Annotated in this window: 19 protein-coding genes; 12 read left to right on the top strand and 7 right to left on the bottom strand. The window is 63.1% G+C overall.

All coding sequences use genetic code 11. The features are described from left to right. Positions 1 to 68: 68 nt before the first annotated feature. Genes RRF64_RS05305 through RRF64_RS05290 form a run of 4 tightly spaced genes read right to left on the bottom strand, consistent with a single transcriptional unit; the run spans position 69 to position 2,965 of the window. Complete coding sequence (locus tag RRF64_RS05305) at positions 69 to 950, bottom strand: PDZ domain-containing protein (protein WP_323844780.1); 882 nt, start codon at positions 948 to 950, stop codon at positions 69 to 71. A gap of 3 nt (positions 951 to 953) precedes the next feature. After that, positions 954 to 1,565 (bottom strand): TPM domain-containing protein, encoded by a 612-nt coding sequence (locus RRF64_RS05300; RefSeq protein ID WP_323844779.1) that lies wholly within the window; start codon positions 1,563 to 1,565, stop codon positions 954 to 956. After that, positions 1,565 to 2,320, bottom strand: coding sequence for a TPM domain-containing protein (locus RRF64_RS05295; RefSeq protein WP_323844778.1), 756 nt, complete (start codon positions 2,318 to 2,320; stop codon positions 1,565 to 1,567). Before RRF64_RS05295 ends, RRF64_RS05300 begins: the two co-directional genes overlap by 1 nt. A gap of 21 nt (positions 2,321 to 2,341) precedes the next feature. Next, on the bottom strand, positions 2,342 to 2,965 hold the full coding sequence (locus RRF64_RS05290) for a LemA family protein (protein WP_323844777.1): 624 nt from the start codon (positions 2,963 to 2,965) through the stop codon (positions 2,342 to 2,344). A 112-nt stretch (positions 2,966 to 3,077) separates the two neighbouring features. Between RRF64_RS05290 and RRF64_RS05285 the strand changes: the two genes are divergently transcribed. The 5 genes from RRF64_RS05285 to ung all read left to right on the top strand — a co-directional run bounded on the left by RRF64_RS05285 (position 3,078) and on the right by ung (position 6,520). Further along, positions 3,078 to 3,614: a YaeQ family protein gene (locus RRF64_RS05285; protein WP_323844776.1), complete on the top strand. Its 537-nt coding sequence runs from the start codon at positions 3,078 to 3,080 to the stop codon at positions 3,612 to 3,614. A gap of 33 nt (positions 3,615 to 3,647) precedes the next feature. Continuing rightward, on the top strand, positions 3,648 to 4,130 hold the full coding sequence (locus RRF64_RS05280; protein ID WP_323844775.1) for a YajQ family cyclic di-GMP-binding protein: 483 nt from the start codon (positions 3,648 to 3,650) through the stop codon (positions 4,128 to 4,130). 11 nt (positions 4,131 to 4,141) lie between these two features. Beyond that, positions 4,142 to 5,083: an SdiA-regulated/phytase-like domain-containing protein gene (locus tag RRF64_RS05275; protein WP_323844774.1), complete on the top strand. Its 942-nt coding sequence runs from the start codon at positions 4,142 to 4,144 to the stop codon at positions 5,081 to 5,083. A 33-nt stretch (positions 5,084 to 5,116) separates the two neighbouring features. Further along, entirely contained in the window at positions 5,117 to 5,716 is a 600-nt protein-coding gene (locus tag RRF64_RS05270) for a uracil-DNA glycosylase family protein (RefSeq protein ID WP_323844773.1), read from the top strand. Between the two features lie 81 nt (positions 5,717 to 5,797). After that, positions 5,798 to 6,520: a uracil-DNA glycosylase gene (gene ung / locus RRF64_RS05265; protein ID WP_323844772.1), complete on the top strand. Its 723-nt coding sequence runs from the start codon at positions 5,798 to 5,800 to the stop codon at positions 6,518 to 6,520. A 26-nt stretch (positions 6,521 to 6,546) separates the two neighbouring features. On the opposite strand, the gene ygfZ is transcribed toward ung, so the two are convergent. After that, the gene (ygfZ, locus tag RRF64_RS05260) at positions 6,547 to 7,617 is read right to left on the bottom strand and encodes a CAF17-like 4Fe-4S cluster assembly/insertion protein YgfZ (RefSeq protein WP_323844771.1); all 1,071 of its coding nucleotides are present in this window, start codon (positions 7,615 to 7,617) and stop codon (positions 6,547 to 6,549) included. 281 nt (positions 7,618 to 7,898) lie between these two features. Between ygfZ and RRF64_RS05255 the strand changes: the two genes are divergently transcribed. Both RRF64_RS05255 and RRF64_RS05250 read left to right on the top strand, forming a co-directional pair. Next, a complete protein-coding gene (locus tag RRF64_RS05255) occupies positions 7,899 to 8,144 on the top strand; it encodes an FAD assembly factor SdhE (protein ID WP_323844770.1) in 246 nt (81 codons plus the stop codon). Next, a complete protein-coding gene (locus RRF64_RS05250) occupies positions 8,119 to 8,565 on the top strand; it encodes a protein YgfX (protein ID WP_323844769.1) in 447 nt (148 codons plus the stop codon). The genes RRF64_RS05255 and RRF64_RS05250 overlap by 26 nt, the downstream gene beginning before the upstream one ends. Before the next feature lie 12 nt (positions 8,566 to 8,577). Here the strand turns inward: RRF64_RS05250 and nadB are convergent, their stop codons facing one another. Continuing rightward, positions 8,578 to 10,209, bottom strand: a complete 1,632-nt coding sequence (gene nadB / locus RRF64_RS05245; RefSeq protein WP_323844768.1) for an L-aspartate oxidase — start codon at positions 10,207 to 10,209, stop codon at positions 8,578 to 8,580. A 185-nt stretch (positions 10,210 to 10,394) separates the two neighbouring features. Here nadB and rpoE point away from each other — a divergent pair, with 185 nt between their 5' ends. The 5 genes from rpoE (at position 10,395) to ycjG (ending at position 14,424) form a co-directional block, all read left to right on the top strand. Continuing rightward, complete coding sequence (rpoE, locus tag RRF64_RS05240) at positions 10,395 to 11,009, top strand: RNA polymerase sigma factor RpoE (protein ID WP_323844767.1); 615 nt, start codon at positions 10,395 to 10,397, stop codon at positions 11,007 to 11,009. 116 nt (positions 11,010 to 11,125) lie between these two features. Continuing rightward, positions 11,126 to 11,827 (top strand): sigma-E factor negative regulatory protein, encoded by a 702-nt coding sequence (locus RRF64_RS05235; RefSeq protein WP_323844766.1) that lies wholly within the window; start codon positions 11,126 to 11,128, stop codon positions 11,825 to 11,827. Positions 11,828 to 11,894: 67 nt separating this feature from the next. Beyond that, on the top strand, positions 11,895 to 12,950 hold the full coding sequence (locus RRF64_RS05230) for a MucB/RseB C-terminal domain-containing protein (protein ID WP_323844765.1): 1,056 nt from the start codon (positions 11,895 to 11,897) through the stop codon (positions 12,948 to 12,950). Positions 12,951 to 12,964: 14 nt separating this feature from the next. Next, positions 12,965 to 13,432, top strand: coding sequence for a SoxR reducing system RseC family protein (locus RRF64_RS05225; protein WP_323844764.1), 468 nt, complete (start codon positions 12,965 to 12,967; stop codon positions 13,430 to 13,432). Between the two features lie 44 nt (positions 13,433 to 13,476). Further along, positions 13,477 to 14,424, top strand: coding sequence for an L-Ala-D/L-Glu epimerase (gene ycjG, locus RRF64_RS05220; RefSeq protein WP_323844763.1), 948 nt, complete (start codon positions 13,477 to 13,479; stop codon positions 14,422 to 14,424). Here the strand turns inward: ycjG and mpaA are convergent. Further along, on the bottom strand, positions 14,412 to 15,116 hold the full coding sequence (gene mpaA, locus RRF64_RS05215) for a murein tripeptide amidase MpaA (protein ID WP_323844762.1): 705 nt from the start codon (positions 15,114 to 15,116) through the stop codon (positions 14,412 to 14,414). The genes ycjG and mpaA overlap by 13 nt on opposite strands. Between the last annotated feature and the right edge of the window lie 44 nt (positions 15,117 to 15,160).

Raw genomic sequence — 15,160 nt, 5'->3', positions numbered from 1 at the left:
CGCCAATGCAGGAGCGGCGGGGCGGATGACCGCCCCGCCGCTCCTACAGTTAGCGATAGAAATCTTCGCTAGCCCTGAATGCCCAGCGGTCCGCTCGGCACATAAATCGTTTCCCTGCTCGAACTCCCCTCCCGCTGCACCTCGACGGCGACGGTCTTTCCCGGCGCGACCCTGTACACCTGCGTGCGCAGGTCGCCCATATGGAATACCCGTTCGCCGTTGTAGGAAATGATCCGGTCTCCCGCTCTCAGTCCCACATTGGCGGCTGGCGTTTCACTGACCACTCTGTCGATGCGCATTTCCTGGCGACCGCCGGTGGCTTCCAGGTAGAGCTCAAACTCCTGTTCGTTCAGTTCGTGCTCGAAATACTTGCGCGGGTGGCTGTAGGTATCGAGCTGTTCTCGGAGCCGTTCGGCTTCGGCGGAGGACTTGTCCTTCAGATGGCGATATTCATAGGCGAGTTTCGTATGTTCGTACTGGAAGCGTTCCTGCTTTTCCAGAATGAATTCTGCCCGGTCGGGATTAATCCCGGCGTCGACCAGCCGTTGCAGTTGACTGTCGCGGTGCCTGTTGTAGTGATCCCGGCGGGAGCTTCGATCCGGAATACTCTCCACTTGCCTCGGCATGGCGGAATTTACCATCTCCGTGCGAACTTCCTCCGCGGTCTGTTCCGGGGTGTATTGCTCCAGCCGCTGTCTCAGATCGTCCACAAGATCCAGAAGCTGTGTCTGGATCTGATTGGCTTCGTTCAGCGATGTTTCGAGTTTCCGAATCCGCTCTTCCAAACTGCCATCATCGCCGGAAAAAAGACGGGTGAGTCGGGACTTGCCGTTGTGATTGCCAGCCTGTTCGGATGCGTCATTCCGGAAGAATGCGCCATTGACCCCATAGGCCGCCAGGACCAGCAACACCGTTGCTGCGGCGATCAGCTTGGGTTGTTTAATTTGCATAGGCTAATCCAGGATGACGAGGTGATTGGGCAATTCATTCTTTATCGTGGTTACCGGGGCAGCTTCACGCAGCAGTTCCCCGCACTTTTCGATGCAGTGCACAAATGCCTCACCGGTCTTGCCGCGTTTGATCTCGTGAATAAAGTTTTCGACGATTTCCTGCCAGTTCTCGTCGGTGATGTGTTCGGCCAGGCCGCGGTCGGCCAGTATCTCCACGTAGTGTTCCGCCTCGGCGACGAAGATCAGCAGTCCCAGCCGCCCCCGGGTGCTGTGCAGTTCCTGCTGCAGGAATTGACGGCGCGCCAGGTTGGAGGCGCGCCAGTACTTCACCTTCTTGGGCACCAGTCGCATGGTCAGGGGTCGCCAGCGGAAAAGTAACGCCAGCGCGATAAACAGTATCCACTGCAGGGTGAACGCCTGCTCGTATTCCAGCCACCATGGCAGAAACTGCATCAGCGGCGCCAGCAGCAGGGCGAGGAAGGCCGCCCACAGGGTGGAGATATACAGGTAGTTGTCTGCCTCGTGGGCGAGCACCGTCACGACTTCGGCGTCGGTGTTAGACTCCACTTCCTTGATGGTATCGGCGACCAGGCGCCGGTACTGGCTATTGAGCATTACCATCCCCCGGACGCGCCTCCTCCGCCAAAGCCGCCACCGCCGCCGCCGAAACCGCCACCAAAGCCGCCACCGCCGCCGAAGCCGCCCCCGAAGCCACCACCGCCGTAATAGCCGCCGTAGCGCCCACGGCGGTAAGTTCGGCTGCCACTGGGGGAGCCCAGAACTGAGGCGCCGAACAGCTGCAGCATCACCAGCAGCAGGAATAGTCCCACCAGCAGGGCCAGGCGGCGGTCACCGCCGGATTCCGTGGGCTCGGCGACATACTCGTTCTTGATCGCGGCGATGATGGATTGCATGCCGTCCGTGATGCCGCCATCGAAATCGCCGCTGCGGAACTTCGGCAGTATCTTGGTGTGAACGATATTGGCGGATAGCGCATCGGTGAGCGCGCCTTCCAGGCCGTAGCCGACCTCGATGCGGACTTTGCGCTCGTTGGGCGCGACGATCAGCAACACGCCGTTGTCCTTGCCTTTCTGGCCGATCTTCCAGTGTCGTGCCAGTTGGTAGCCGTACTCCTCGATGGTCAAACCCTGCAGGTCGGGCAGGGTGACCACCACCAGCTGATTGCTGCTTTCCTTTTCGTGCTGCTGCATGATTTCGGTGAGGCGGAACTCTGTGTCGGGCCGCAGCAGCCCGGCGTTGTCGACCACACGGCCGGACAGCGGCGGGAACTGCACATTGGCCATCGCCCCCAGCGCGCAAAGCAGCGCGGTGAGGGCAATGGTGATGGTGGCCAACCGGCGGCGAATCATTATTGGCTCCGCGGGTGATTATTATTGAAAGTCGACTTCCGGCGCCTTCTCCGCATCCTCGCTGGTGGCCTGGAAGGTCTCGCGCAGCGGCATATCGCTGTACAGGATCATGTGCCAGATCCGCCCGGGAAAGGTGCGAATCTCGCGGTTGTAGCGCTCCACTGCCTGTATATAATCCCGCCGCGCAACGCCGATCCGGTTCTCGGTGCCCTCCAGTTGCGACTGCAGGGCGAGGAAATTCTGGTCCGCCTTCAGGTTCGGATACCTTTCCACCACCACCATCAGGCGGGCGAGGGCGCTGGACAGCTGGGCCTGGGCGGCCTCGAACTGCTGCAGCTTGGCCGGGTCATTGAGCAGGTTCTCGTCCACCTGTATCGAACTCACCTTGGCGCGCGCTTCGGTCACCGCCTGCAGGGTTTCGCGCTCGTGCGCGGCATAGGCCTTGACGGTCTTGACCAGGTTGGGGATCAAGTCGGCGCGGCGCTGGTACTGGTTCTCCACCTGCGCCCAGGCGGCTTTGACCTGTTCGTCGTAGGTGGGGATATTATTGACGCCGCAGCCACTGAGGCCCATGACCAAGAGGCCCAACAGGCAGAGCAGGGTGCCCTGCCACAGGCGGCGACCGCTGGTGCATACAGAGTTCATGCTGAAGACCCCTGTTGTTTAATAAGAGTTTTCCAGTAAACCATCCAAGAATAGTCCGCCGTCCTCCCAGTGCGGGAGCCGGCGCAACGATTGAGTAGCATTGGGAGCCGAAATGGCGTTAAAAGCGACAATCTTCAAAGCCAGGGTACAGATCGCCGATATGGACCGGGGTTACTACGGCGAGCACCAGCTGACCCTGGCGCGCCACCCATCGGAAACCGACGAGCGCATGATGGTGCGACTGCTGGCCTTCGCCCACAATGCCGCAGAGGGGCTGGAGTTTACCCGCGGCCTCTCCTCCGACGACGAGGCAGACCTCTGGCAGATGAGTCTCAGCGGCGAGATCGAATTGTGGATCGAGGTGGGTTTGCCGACCGAAGAGCGCCTGCGCAAGGCCAGCAGCCGCGCCGCGCAGGTATTGGTGTACAGTTACGGGCGCCGCGCGGCGCCGATATGGTGGCAGAAGCAGGGCGGCGCGCTGGCGCGCTTCGACAACCTGCGCGTCTATCACCTGCCCGAGGAGGCGACCGAGCAACTGGCGGCTATGGCCGAGCGCAATATGGACCTGAGTGCGACTATTCAGGATGGGCATATCTGGCTCAGTGCCGCTGATCGGAGCGTCGAAATCATTCCCCAGATTTGGAAATAATGAACCGCTGGAAATTAACAAACGGAGAAATCAATGCCTTCCTTTGACATAGTGTCCGAAGTGGACAAGCACCAGCTGACCAATGCGGTGGATCAGGTAAACCGCACCGTGGCAAACCGCTTCGACTTCAAGGGCGTGGATGCGGAAGTGGAGATGAATGACTTCGCCCTGGTACTGCGCGCCGAATCGGATATGCAGGTGGACCAGATGGTGGACATGCTGCGCGCGGCACTGATCAAGTGCAGTATCGATCCGCTGGCCATGGAAGTGGGCGAAAGTGAGCAGTCCGGCAAACAGGTCAAGGTGGCCGTGACGCTAAAAAATGGTTTCGACAAGGAACTGTCAAAAAAGATCATTAAGATGATCAAGGACGAAAAACTGAAGGTGCAGGCGGCTATCCAGGGCGACCAGGTGCGGGTTACCGGCAAGAAGCGCGATGATCTGCAGCAGGTGATCGCCATGCTGAGGGGCAAGGAACTGGAGCAGCCACTGCAGTTCAATAATTTCCGCGATTAACCGGGCCTCCATTGTTCCAGAAACTGCTGTTCTTCGCGCTGGCCATTCTGCTGCCGCCTCTTGCGGCAGCGGCTCCCGTCACGCCCGCGACGCTTATCGCCAGCTATTGGCTGGACCAGAGTGCCGGCCTGGACATCTCCGGACTCAGCTTCTGCGGCGGCGAGTTGCTGGCGGTGTCCGACAAGGACTCCAGCGGCTACTACACCCTGCGGCTCGGCGCCGGCCGTGCCGCCCTGGAACCCCGCCCCCTGTTGGCCGGGCTTGACACACCGCCGATGGATTCCGAAGGGCTGAAGGCGCGGCTGATCGCGATGGTACAGGCGGCACCCGCAGCGGACTTCGAGGGGATTACCTGTGATGAAGCGGGCATTTTCCTGGTCAGCGAACGCCATCACCGCATCGCCGCGGTAAATCCGCCGCACAAAGCATTGTGGATGTCGCAGCGCTGGTCAGATGCGGCACGCGAGCGCGGCTATATGCGCCAGTTTAACGCCGCGAGCGAAGGGCTGGTGAAGACGGGGGAGGACTTCTGGATCGCGCTGGAGAGGGAGCGCCGGGGACTGGTGCGCTTCACCTCCGGTACGGCCGAGCCGCAGTTCTTCGAAGTTCCCGCCGCGGCGGGCCTCGATTTTCGCGGCCGCTCCCCGGATCTCACCGGGCTCGCCTATTTTGGCGGCGACCTGTTCACCCTCGAGCGCAACGCCTTTGCCGTCTGCCGCCGTTCTATCGAGGATCTGCAGGCCAAATGGTGTATCGAGTATCGCGCAATCGAGGAGGCTCCTGAGTTCGTCTATCAAGAGACCCGCTACGGCAAGGGGGAGGGCCTCGCGGTAGACGCGAGTGGTATCTATGTGGTGCTGGACAACAACAATGTCGGCCGCGCTGCAGATCCGGCGGACAGGCGCGCCCTGTTGCTGCATCTGGCGTTCCCCGCGACTGATGTCGCGAGATAGCGCGCAGGGCGTAATCACCGCGCGAGGTTAATTTTGACTACCGACCGACTTCCCGCCCTGCTAGAAGAAATCCGCTCCTGTCGCCTGTGCGAAGCAAGTCTGCCGCTGGGCGCCAATCCGGTGGTACGCGCGACGGAATCCGCGCGTTTGCTGATCATTGGTCAGGCGCCGGGCACCAGGGTGCACGCCAGCAGTATTCCCTGGAACGACCCCTCCGGCGATCGCCTGCGCGACTGGTTGCAGCTGGATCGGGAAACCTTCTACGACGAATCCCGTATCGCCATAGTGCCGATGGGCTTCTGCTATCCCGGCCGCGGCAAGGGTGGCGATCTGCCGCCGCGCCCCGAATGCGCGGCCACATGGCATCGGCGCCTGCTGGCGCTGCTGCCAAATTTGCAACTCACTTTATTGGTGGGACAATACGCCCAGCGCCACTATCTGCCGCATGCTCTTTTTCGAAACAGGGGCAACATCACCGAAAATGTGCGCCACTTTCGCGATGGGCTGCCGGCGGGTTACTTTCCGCTGCCCCATCCCAGCCCGCGCAATACGCTGTGGCTGCGCCAGCGCCCCTGGTTCGAAGAGGAGGTGGTGCCGGAGCTGCGCCGACAGGTAAAAAAGGCACTGCGTTAACGCCCCCTGGGAACGCCGAGCTCCAGCTCGGCAAGCGGGCCGCAGGTCCGAAAGCGCCGAATAAATTTCAAAGGAAAAACCATGCAGGCCCCGGAAAAAATAAAAATCCATCCCTCCTGGCACGCGGTACTGCGCGACGAATTCCACAAGCCCTATATGGCGGAGCTGCGCGCATTCCTGCGTGCGGAAAAGCAGGCCGGCAAACGGATCTATCCCCCCGGCGGGCAGATATTCAACGCCTTTAATTCCACCCCTTTCGACAAGGTCAAAGTGGTGATCCTCGGCCAGGATCCCTATCACGGCGCCGGTCAGGCCCATGGACTCTGCTTCTCCGTAATGCCCGGTGTGCGTATTCCCCCGTCCCTGCAGAATATCTACAAGGAGCTGGATTCCGACCTCGGGATACCGCCGGCCCACCACGGCTGTCTGCAGCCCTGGGCAGAGCAGGGCGTACTGCTGCTGAATGCGACGCTTACGGTAGAGGACAGCAGGGCCGGCGCGCACCAGGGGCGCGGCTGGGAGCAATTCACCGATGCGGCGATTCACAAGCTGGCGGAGCAGCGCGAGGGGTTGGTGTTTATTCTATGGGGCAGTTACGCGCAGAAGAAAGGGGCGTTTATCGATCGCGCGAAGCACCTGGTGCTGCGCGCGCCGCACCCTTCGCCCCTGTCCGCCCACCGCGGCTTTTTCGGCACCCGACCTTTTTCGCAGGCGAATCAATGGTTGCAGCAGCAGGGGCAGGAACCGATAGATTGGGCGCTGCCGGCGGTCTCCGAGTTGCGGCGGGTCGCGGTAGAGGTCTGACCCGCTCCTACAAGCTGATTGAGAGGTTAAGCGAGAGGATCCGCATCCGCATCATAGGGCAGTTCCTGCAGCTCCAATACCCGGCCATCCGCCAGCCGCAATTCTTCCCCGGCAGCCACCTTGGCGATGGTCAGCACCGCCAGCAGTTCGATACCCTCTGCGCCGCGACAGGCCTCCACCAGGTTACCGATGCTCTGTTCACCATCGGCGTAGATTTCCAGTCCCGGCGCGGGAATGGCTCCAGATACGCAGCGGGCGCGGTACAGCCGCCGCTTGGCGGCGCCGCGGAACTGCATGCGCGCCACCACTTCCTGGCCGGTGTAGCAGCCCTTCTTGAAACTGACCCCGCCGAGCAGGTGCAGGTTGGCCATCTGCGGAATAAACAGCTCGCTGGTCGCCGCGTGTAACTGGGGAATGCCGGCCTCGATCTGCAGTTGCTGCCAGCGGTCATAACCGGCCGCCTCGGCCCCTGTCGATAGCTGTTGCCACAGGTTTTGCGCCTGCGCGACTGGAACCAGCAGAGCGACCTGTCGATCGTTCAGTGACTGGGCGATAGCGCGCTCGCCATTGCAGTCAAAGGCGCGCACCTCGCCGGGCATCAGGTGTTCAATACCGAGGAGCTGGGCTGTGCGCTCTGCGGCGCCCTTGCCCTGAACGCCCAGCCAGCGGTGCTTGTCACCGGTACTGGCGTCACCGATGTCCTGCAGTTCGGTCTTGAAGAAAACCGCGTATTTGGCCAGCGCGTCGCGCGCGATCGGGGCGAGATCCCGCGGCAGGCGCAAAATGAACTCGCTGTGCGAAAGTTTTAATGCGCTGAAGGCGCTGATCATGCGCCCCTTGGGATTGCAGTGGGCGCCGAGCGTACTGTGGTTGTCGGGCAGCGTTACCAGGTCACAGGTGAGCTGGCCCTGCAGGAATTTCTGGCTGTCCGGTCCATTGACGGCGATGGCGCCGAGCGGGCTCAGGTCGATCAGGTGCAGCTCAGCTTCGCTTTCCCCTGGAGAAAGGGGAAAATCGGCGCGAGGATTCTGGGTATCGGTGCCCTCCCAGATGGCGCCAAGGCCTGCGAGAAATTCCTGCCACTGCTGCTGATCCATAGTCCTGCCACCTCGGGGTTGATTAGGGGTGGATATTTGGGGATTGGCGCGCCCTTTTCAAGTTTGCCGGGGCAGCGGTTATACTGCGCCCGTTTTGTCGTGAGCGGCACCGGACATGTCGCCGCCGGCGGTGAGTCAGTGCGAGTCCGCGCAATAAAAGTAGATTATCCCCGCGGCTGTCTCGCTGTGGTCTTGCTTGGCTCGACTCGCGTGTCTGCGCTGGCGACGGCCCAGACGGGACAGGGTGACCCGTCGGGCCGATTGGTAAATAGGAATGAAGTATGGATCGCAACCGCCTCTTTTGGGCCAGCCGCCGCGGCATGCTGGAGCTGGACCTGGTGCTGCTGCCGTTTCTGGATAATGTCTACGAGACGCTCGATGAAGCCGATCAGCAGCGCTATATCAAACTGCTGGACGAGCAGGACCAGGACCTGTTCGCCTGGTTCCTGCGCCGCGAGGATCCCGCCGATCCTGATCTGCTGCGCATAGTGCAGATTATCCGTGACAATACCGGCCTCCAGGAATAACCCGCAGTTTTTTGAACGCAGTGCCCGGCTGACTTGTGCCGTGGCGCCCTCCCGTCTCCTGTACTCCCTTCTTGTGCTGGTCGCACTGCAGTCCCTGGCGCTGCTGTGGTGGTGTCGGCTGCCAATCTATCTGTTTCTGCCGGCGGCGCTGGCGGTGGCGGCCTTTTCGGGTTTCGAGTGGCGACGGCTGCGTCTGACCCGGGGGCGGATCAGTACCCGCGAGCGCCGCTGGTTCTGGCAGCCGTGGGGCGGCGAGCCGCGCGAGTTCGAGTTCTGTGGCGAGTTGGTCCTGTGGCGCTGGCTGTTGGTGGTCAACGGGCGGGACCTGCAGGGGCGGCGCCTGCGACTGGTACTGGCGCGGGACGCACTGAGCCAGGACGACTGGCGCCGCCTGCAGGGAGCGCTGCGTTTTTCGCGTTGATCAGGGCGAAGGTCAGACGAACTGCCGCTGGTCGGCAAAGTTCTCCGGTACCAGGATGGTGTCCATCGCCAGCTCGCGCAGCTCGGGATAGTCGAGCGAGTAGTGCAGGCCGCGGCTCTCCCGTCGGTCCAGCGCCGAGCGGATGATCAGCTCCGATACCAGCGCCAGGTTGCGCAGCTCGATCAGGTCGCTGGTGATCCTGTAGTTGGCGTAGAACTCGCGGATCTCCTGCTGCAGCAGCCTGACGCGGTGTTCGGCCCGCAGCAGGCGCTTGCGGGTGCGCACGATGCCCACATAGTCCCACATAAACCGGCGCAGCTCGTCCCAGTTGTGCGAGATCACCACGTCTTCGTCCGAGTCGGTCACCCGCGAGGCGTCCCAGGCGGGTGCCTGGCGCGGCGGTTGTACCGCATCGAGCGTTTCATCGAGATGCAGGGCGGCGGAGCGGGCGTAGACCAGGCACTCCAGCAGCGAGTTGCTGGCCAGGCGGTTGGCGCCGTGCAGGCCGGTGAAGGTGGTCTCGCCGATCGCGTACAGCTGGTCCAGATCGGTGCGGCCGAACTCGTCCACCATGACGCCGCCGCAGGTGTAGTGCGCCGCCGGCACCACCGGGATCGGTTCCCTGGTGATGTCGATGCCGTACTGCAGGCAGTTGCTGTAGACGGTGGGGAAGTGGTCGCGGATGAACTGCGGGTCTTTGTGCGAAATATCCAGATAGACGCAGTCGGCACCCAGGCGCTTCATCTCGTGGTCGATGGCGCGGGCCACAATGTCCCGCGGTGCCAGTTCGCCGCGTTTGTCGAAGCGGTGCATAAAGCGGCTGCCGTCCGGCAGCTTTAGATGCGCACCTTCGCCGCGCAGCGCTTCGGTGACCAGTAATGCCTTGGCCTTCGGATGGTAGAGGCAGGTGGGGTGGAACTGGTTGAACTCCATGTTCGCCACCCGGCAGCCGGCGCGCCAGGCCATGGCGATACCGTCGCCACTGGCGCCGTCCGGGTTGCTGGTGTAGAGGTAGGCCTTGCTGGCGCCGCCAGTGGCGAGAACCACGGCCTTGGCCTGAAAGAGTTCCACTTCCTCGGTGCTCTTGTTGTACACATAGGCCCCGGCGCAGCGGAAGCGGCCCTTGCTCGGGTCCGGCTGGCGGATCAGGTCCAGTGCCACATGGTGCTCGAAGCAGTCGACATTCTCGGCCGCGTAGATCCGCTCTATCAGGGTGCTGTGCACGGCGCGGCCGGTGGCGTCGGCGCTGTGGATTATGCGCCGGTGACTGTGGCCGCCTTCCTTGGTCAGGTGGTATTCACCTTCCTCGCGGGTGAATGCGACCCCCTGGTCGATCAGCCAGCGGATGGCGGCGGTGCTGTTCTCGACGGTGAAGCGCACCGCGTCCGGGTGGCAGAGACCTGCGCCCGCGTCTAATGTGTCAGCAATGTGGGAATCCACCGAGTCCATCTCATCGAGTACTGCGGCTATACCGCCCTGGGCAAACCAGGTGGAGCCGTCCTGCAGCCGCTGCTTAGACAACAGAGCCACGCGGTAGCGCGTCGCCAGGTGCAGGGCCAGGGTGAGGCCCGCGGCGCCGCTGCCGATCACCAGTACGTCGTACTGCCTAGAGTTGAAGGGGGCCTTGGCATTCATACATTTCATTTATGTTTTAGGGTCGCGTAGTATAGCGCCTCCATGAATTTCGTCGATTTGACCCGGAACTTATGTCCAATTGCCAGTGTCATCATCTCCACAGAATGAACGCCTGCGCCGGCGGCCCCTCCAGCAGTTGCAGGAGTGGCGCACGCGGTGCGACTGCCTTTTGTAGGCGTAGGGGGGAGTAGGGAATGACAGCGCAACAGGCGTCACCGAGCGACCGCCAACTGGTGGAGCGCGTGCAGAAAGGGGACAAGCGGGCTTTCGACCTGCTGGTACTGAAATATCAGCACAAGATAGTCGCCGTGGTGAGCCGCTTTATCAAAGATCACAGCGAAGTGCAGGACGTGACCCAGGAGGCCTTTATCAAGGCCTATCGCGCCCTGGCCAACTTCCGCGGTGAGAGCGCCTTTTACACCTGGATGTACCGCATCGCCATCAATACCGCCAAGAACCACCTGGTTTCCCGCAGTCGCCGCCCGCCGTCTTCGGACGTGGATCTGGACGATGCCGAATTCTATTCCGGTGCCGACCTGTTGCGGGACAACGATACCCCCGAGAACCAGCTCTTCCGCGACCAACTGGAAGCGGCCGTGCACGCGGCCATCCGCGCTCTGCCGGAGGATCTGCGCTCGGCGGTGACCCTGCGCGAGTTCGAAGGGCTGAGTTACGAGGAGATCGCCGAGGTCATGGGCTGCCCGGTGGGCACCGTGCGATCGCGCATCTTCCGGGCGCGCGAGGCGATTGACCGCACAGTCCAGGCGGTGATGGCCGGGGAGCCGGAAACGCTCGGCGACCGCGGCTGAGACCGGGAAATTTTTTTCCGGCAGCGAAACAAACGGCCGGATCCCGGGTCATAGGTGATAACCAGAACGGGTGCCTGCGGGCACTGAAAATGATTGCACAGAGAGGGTTGACCCGTATGTCCCACGGGAATCATCAGGATCGTCTGAACGAATCACTGTCGGCGTTGATGGACGGCGAAGTCAGCGAGCTGGAACTGCAGCGCTTGCTGAAGGCCAGTGCGGCTTCCGCGGATTTCGGCGCACGCTGGTCCCGTTACCAGCTGGCGGCCAGCGTGCTGCGGCGCGAGCAGGTGGCCCCGGTGGACAGCGGCCTCGCGGCGAGTATTTCGGCGGCCATCGAGCGGGAGGACTCCCTGTCCCAATCGGCCGGCGGCGGCGCCGAGGCGGCTGACGGCCTGGCCAACAGCCGCTGGTGGCGGCCATTGTCCCGCGGCGCTGTGGCGGCAACGGTAGCTTTTGCCGCGATTCTCGGCGTGCAGCAGATTTCAACGGTACAGCGGGATGTCCAGCCCGGCGCTGAACTGGTCGCCGAGGTCGAGCGCCCGGCACAGCCGGTGGTGCAGTCCTCGCCGCAACCCTCGGGATTCTATGTTCCCGCACCCACGACGCGCTCGGTGAGCACGGCCGGTCCGCGCTTTGTTCCCGACTACCAGCCAGGTGCCGGAGAGCAGGCGGTGATTCAGCAGATGCCCACGCCGGAGCTGATGCGCCATCTGAACCGGGTGATGATTGAGCACTCTGAGCAGGCAGCCCACGTGGGCAGCCAGGGTATGGTGCCTTTCGCCCGCGCCACTTACGGTGAAGAGGTGGGAATGTAACGTGCGGGAACCGGGCAACGAGCGAAGCCATCTGGGCAGTACCATTCGTAGAGCCAACAATCTTTTGTTGGCTCTATTTCTGCTGGCGCCGGCCGCCTATGCGCAGCAGTTGGGCGGTGGAAGCCCCTCTGCAGATACCCCTGTTGTCGATGGCACTGCGGTAGATAGCTCTGCGGTAGATAGCACCGCAGTCGATAACTTCGTTGTCGAAAATCCGCCCGCCGACAATGCCATCGCCGACCATCCCATTGCCGACAGCGCCATCGCCGGCAGTGCCTCTGTGGAAGTGGAGCAGTGGCTGGGCAAGCTGGCCCGGGCTGTCACCGAACTCGAGTACCGGGGCCTGGTGACCTTCGAGCACGCGGGCATACTGGAAACGCTGCAAGTGGTGCACGCGGTGCGCGACGGCGAGCAGGTGGAGCGAGTGCGCTACCTGAGTGGTGATCCGCGCGAGCTGATCAGCCACGGCAGCGGTAAGAACTGTGAGCGTACCTCCGGGCCGATAGCGCGCACTGGGCTCTGGAGCCGGGTGGGGCAGCAGGAGGTTCAGCGCGCCTATCAGTTTATTTTGCGTGGGGAGGAGCGCATTGCCGACCGCGATACCGTCGTGATCGAAGCGCGTCCGCGCGATCGGCACCGGCTGGGGCTGGTGGTGAACCTGGACCGCGAGACCGGCCTGCCACTGAAGACCATGCTGGTGGGCGCCCAGGGCCGGGTGCTGGAGCGCTATCAGTTTGTGCAGCTGGATCTATCGCCAGTGCAGGACAGCGATCTGCAACCGCAGTCCGCCGATGCCCGCCGCATGGACAACAACAACCCCTGCAGCACATCGCAGAGCCGCTGGCAATTGAGCTGGGTACCGGACGGTTTCAAGCCGGTGTCGGTCAAGCCCCTCTCCGACGGCGATATGCTGGTGTTTAGCGACGGGCTCAGTGTATTTACCGTGTTTGTGCAGCGACTCGGGCCCGAATTGAATTTCAAGGGGCGCGCCATTCGCGGCGCCACTGTGGCCTATATGGACCGCATAGAAGTGGATGGTGTGGCCTATACGGTCACTGTAGTCGGTGAGATCCCCGATGCCACCGCGCAACGGGTGGCGAGCGCCGTCACCGTGGAAGGCTGATCAAGGATTCCGACATGGTCGAAGAGCGCGGCCGCGTGGTTGCCATCGAGCCGGGCGCCATCTGGGTCGAGACGATCCAGCGCAGCGGCTGCCACGGCTGCTCGGCCAAGACCGGCTGCGGCACCGGCCTGCTGGGCGACTATCTATCAAACCGCGGCGCCCTCGCTGGCGCTACACGCGTCCGTGTGGCCCTGAACAGCTGGGATCCCGACAACATATCTCTCAATGACACCGCGGTAATCGGCATCGCCGAGCACGCCCTGGCCAGCAGTGCCCTGCTGGTCTATCTGCTACCGCTTGTCTCACTGGTGCTGTCAGCGCTGGCGGGCGAAAGCCTGGCCGGTGAGGGCGGCGCCATAGGCGGTGCCGTGGTGGGCCTGATCGGCGGTGCCGCGCTGGTGCGCTGGTACAGTCGCCGCCACACCGACAACCCCGCCTACGCACCGCTGCTGCTGCGCATCGAACCTTCAAGACCCCTGTAACCCTAACCTAAACTGTTATCTCCAGACCCTGTCGGAGATTACCTATGCAGGCTCGCTGCTATGCAGAAAGCTGGCCCCTGCGCACCGCTTTCGTCATTTCCCGCGGCGCCCGTACCGAGGCACAGGTGGTCGTGGTGGAGGTCAGTGGCGACGGGGTGACCGGTGTCGGCGAGTGCACGCCGTATCCGCGCTACGGCGAAAGTGTGGAATCGGTGCTGCAGCAGCTGCAGCCGCTGCTGTGTGAAGTGGCCCAGGGCTTGACACGGGCGCAGCTGCAGTCACGCCTCTTCGCCGGTGCCGCGCGCAACGCGCTGGACTGCGCCCTCGCCGACTGGGAGGCCAAGCGCAGTGGCGCCGGTTTCTCCGGGCCGGAATCCCTGCCCACGGTGCAGACGCTGGTAATCGATACGCCCGAGGCAATGGCCGCGGCGGCACTGGCCGCGGTGGCGCAGGGGGTCGCCGTACTCAAGCTGAAGCTGGACGACCGCCAAGTGGAGGAGCGGGTCACCGCGGTCCGCCGCGCGGCGCCCGGCGCGCAGCTGGTGATCGACGCCAACGAGGCCTGGCCCACCGCCAGCCTGCAGGAGCGCTGCCACCAGCTGAGCGCGCAGGGCGTGGCGATGCTGGAGCAGCCCCTGCCAGCCACTGACGATGCCTTTCTGGAAACCTTTTCCCATCCGCTGCCCATCTGTGCCGACGAGAGCTGCCACACCCGCGAGGACCTGCCCCGGCTGCGCGGCCGCTACGAGATGGTGAATATCAAGCTGGACAAGACGGGCGGCATCACCGAGGCGCTGGCGCTGGCCGATGAGGCCAGGGCCCAGGGGTTTGAGTTGATGCTCGGCTGTATGCTGTGCACCTCCCGCGCGATCCGGGCGGCCTGGCCGCTGGGGAACAGAGTGCGTTTTCTCGACCTCGACGGCCCCACCTGGCTGGCGAAGGATGTGGAGCCGCCGCTGCGTTTCGCCGCGGGGCGGGTCTACTGGTCGTAGGTCAGCAGTTCGAGCAGTGCCTGCAGGTAGTCCTCACTGGCAACGTCCGCGGAAATGGGGGGGAACTCCACGGTGATACAGGGCAATTTGCGCTCGGCGCACCAGGTGCCAAAGGATCCTGGGGTCAGGTAGCCGACATCGGAGACCAGTGGCAGGTCCAGGCTCTCGGACAGCCTCTGTCCCAGCGGGCTGTCGTCCGGGTCCTCCACGCAAGCCAGGGGTTCGTGAATGGATACCGCCCAGGCGGGCTGCAACTGGCCTATAAGTTGGCACAGGCCGTGGGTCTCCGCTTCCGAGCCGCCGCTGCTGCCGGTGCTCAGGCGCACGTCGCGCTCTTCCGCGGCGCTGTTCCAGCGGTAGACGCTGCCGCTGCCGTCCCAGTTAGCGGTGGCGAAGTTGCGATTCAGGTCGACACCGCGGGCATTGGCCCTGAGACCCAGCTGGCAGCCATCCGGGTTGACGGCGAGTATCACGTGGTGGCGCAAGAGCGAAGGTGGCAGTGCGCGCAGGGCGCAGGACAGCGCCACCACCGCAGCCACTTCATCACCGTGGGTGCCGGCCATGACGATGCCGTGGTCGTTACCGGTCTGGGCGGGAAAGTAAAACAGCGGCGCACCCAGTTCGGAGTGACCGTACTGCAGACGCGGATGGCAGAAGTGTCCGCGCTCGGTGCGCGGGCGCAGCGGGGACATATGACGCCCTTTACATTGTTTTACATAATATGGGAGAACTTTCG

Source organism: Microbulbifer magnicolonia (assembly GCF_035117725.1).
Lineage (GTDB): Bacteria > Pseudomonadota > Gammaproteobacteria > Pseudomonadales > Cellvibrionaceae > Microbulbifer > Microbulbifer magnicolonia.
The sequence above is the reverse complement of the archived record's forward strand: the minus strand, read 5'-3'. Positions and strand labels throughout refer to the sequence as shown.

What these genes read in the sequence shown, in the direction of transcription:
- mpaA (WP_323844762.1), bottom strand. Translation starts at nt 15,116, where the DNA reads ATGTCCCCGCTGCGCCCGCGCACCGAGCGCGGACACTTCTGCCATCCG.
- ygfZ (WP_323844771.1), bottom strand. Translation starts at nt 7,617, where the DNA reads ATGGATCAGCAGCAGTGGCAGGAATTTCTCGCAGGCCTTGGCGCCATC.
- rpoE (WP_323844767.1), top strand. Translation starts at nt 10,395, where the DNA reads ATGACAGCGCAACAGGCGTCACCGAGCGACCGCCAACTGGTGGAGCGC.
- ung (WP_323844772.1), top strand. Translation starts at nt 5,798, where the DNA reads ATGCAGGCCCCGGAAAAAATAAAAATCCATCCCTCCTGGCACGCGGTA.
- RRF64_RS05300 (WP_323844779.1), bottom strand. Translation starts at nt 1,565, where the DNA reads ATGCTCAATAGCCAGTACCGGCGCCTGGTCGCCGATACCATCAAGGAA.
- nadB (WP_323844768.1), bottom strand. Translation starts at nt 10,209, where the DNA reads ATGAAATGTATGAATGCCAAGGCCCCCTTCAACTCTAGGCAGTACGAC.
- RRF64_RS05225 (WP_323844764.1), top strand. Translation starts at nt 12,965, where the DNA reads ATGGTCGAAGAGCGCGGCCGCGTGGTTGCCATCGAGCCGGGCGCCATC.
- RRF64_RS05235 (WP_323844766.1), top strand. Translation starts at nt 11,126, where the DNA reads ATGTCCCACGGGAATCATCAGGATCGTCTGAACGAATCACTGTCGGCG.
- RRF64_RS05290 (WP_323844777.1), bottom strand. Translation starts at nt 2,965, where the DNA reads ATGAACTCTGTATGCACCAGCGGTCGCCGCCTGTGGCAGGGCACCCTG.
- RRF64_RS05280 (WP_323844775.1), top strand. Translation starts at nt 3,648, where the DNA reads ATGCCTTCCTTTGACATAGTGTCCGAAGTGGACAAGCACCAGCTGACC.
- RRF64_RS05255 (WP_323844770.1), top strand. Translation starts at nt 7,899, where the DNA reads ATGGATCGCAACCGCCTCTTTTGGGCCAGCCGCCGCGGCATGCTGGAG.
- RRF64_RS05295 (WP_323844778.1), bottom strand. Translation starts at nt 2,320, where the DNA reads ATGATTCGCCGCCGGTTGGCCACCATCACCATTGCCCTCACCGCGCTG.
- ycjG (WP_323844763.1), top strand. Translation starts at nt 13,477, where the DNA reads ATGCAGGCTCGCTGCTATGCAGAAAGCTGGCCCCTGCGCACCGCTTTC.
- RRF64_RS05305 (WP_323844780.1), bottom strand. Translation starts at nt 950, where the DNA reads ATGCAAATTAAACAACCCAAGCTGATCGCCGCAGCAACGGTGTTGCTG.
- RRF64_RS05285 (WP_323844776.1), top strand. Translation starts at nt 3,078, where the DNA reads ATGGCGTTAAAAGCGACAATCTTCAAAGCCAGGGTACAGATCGCCGAT.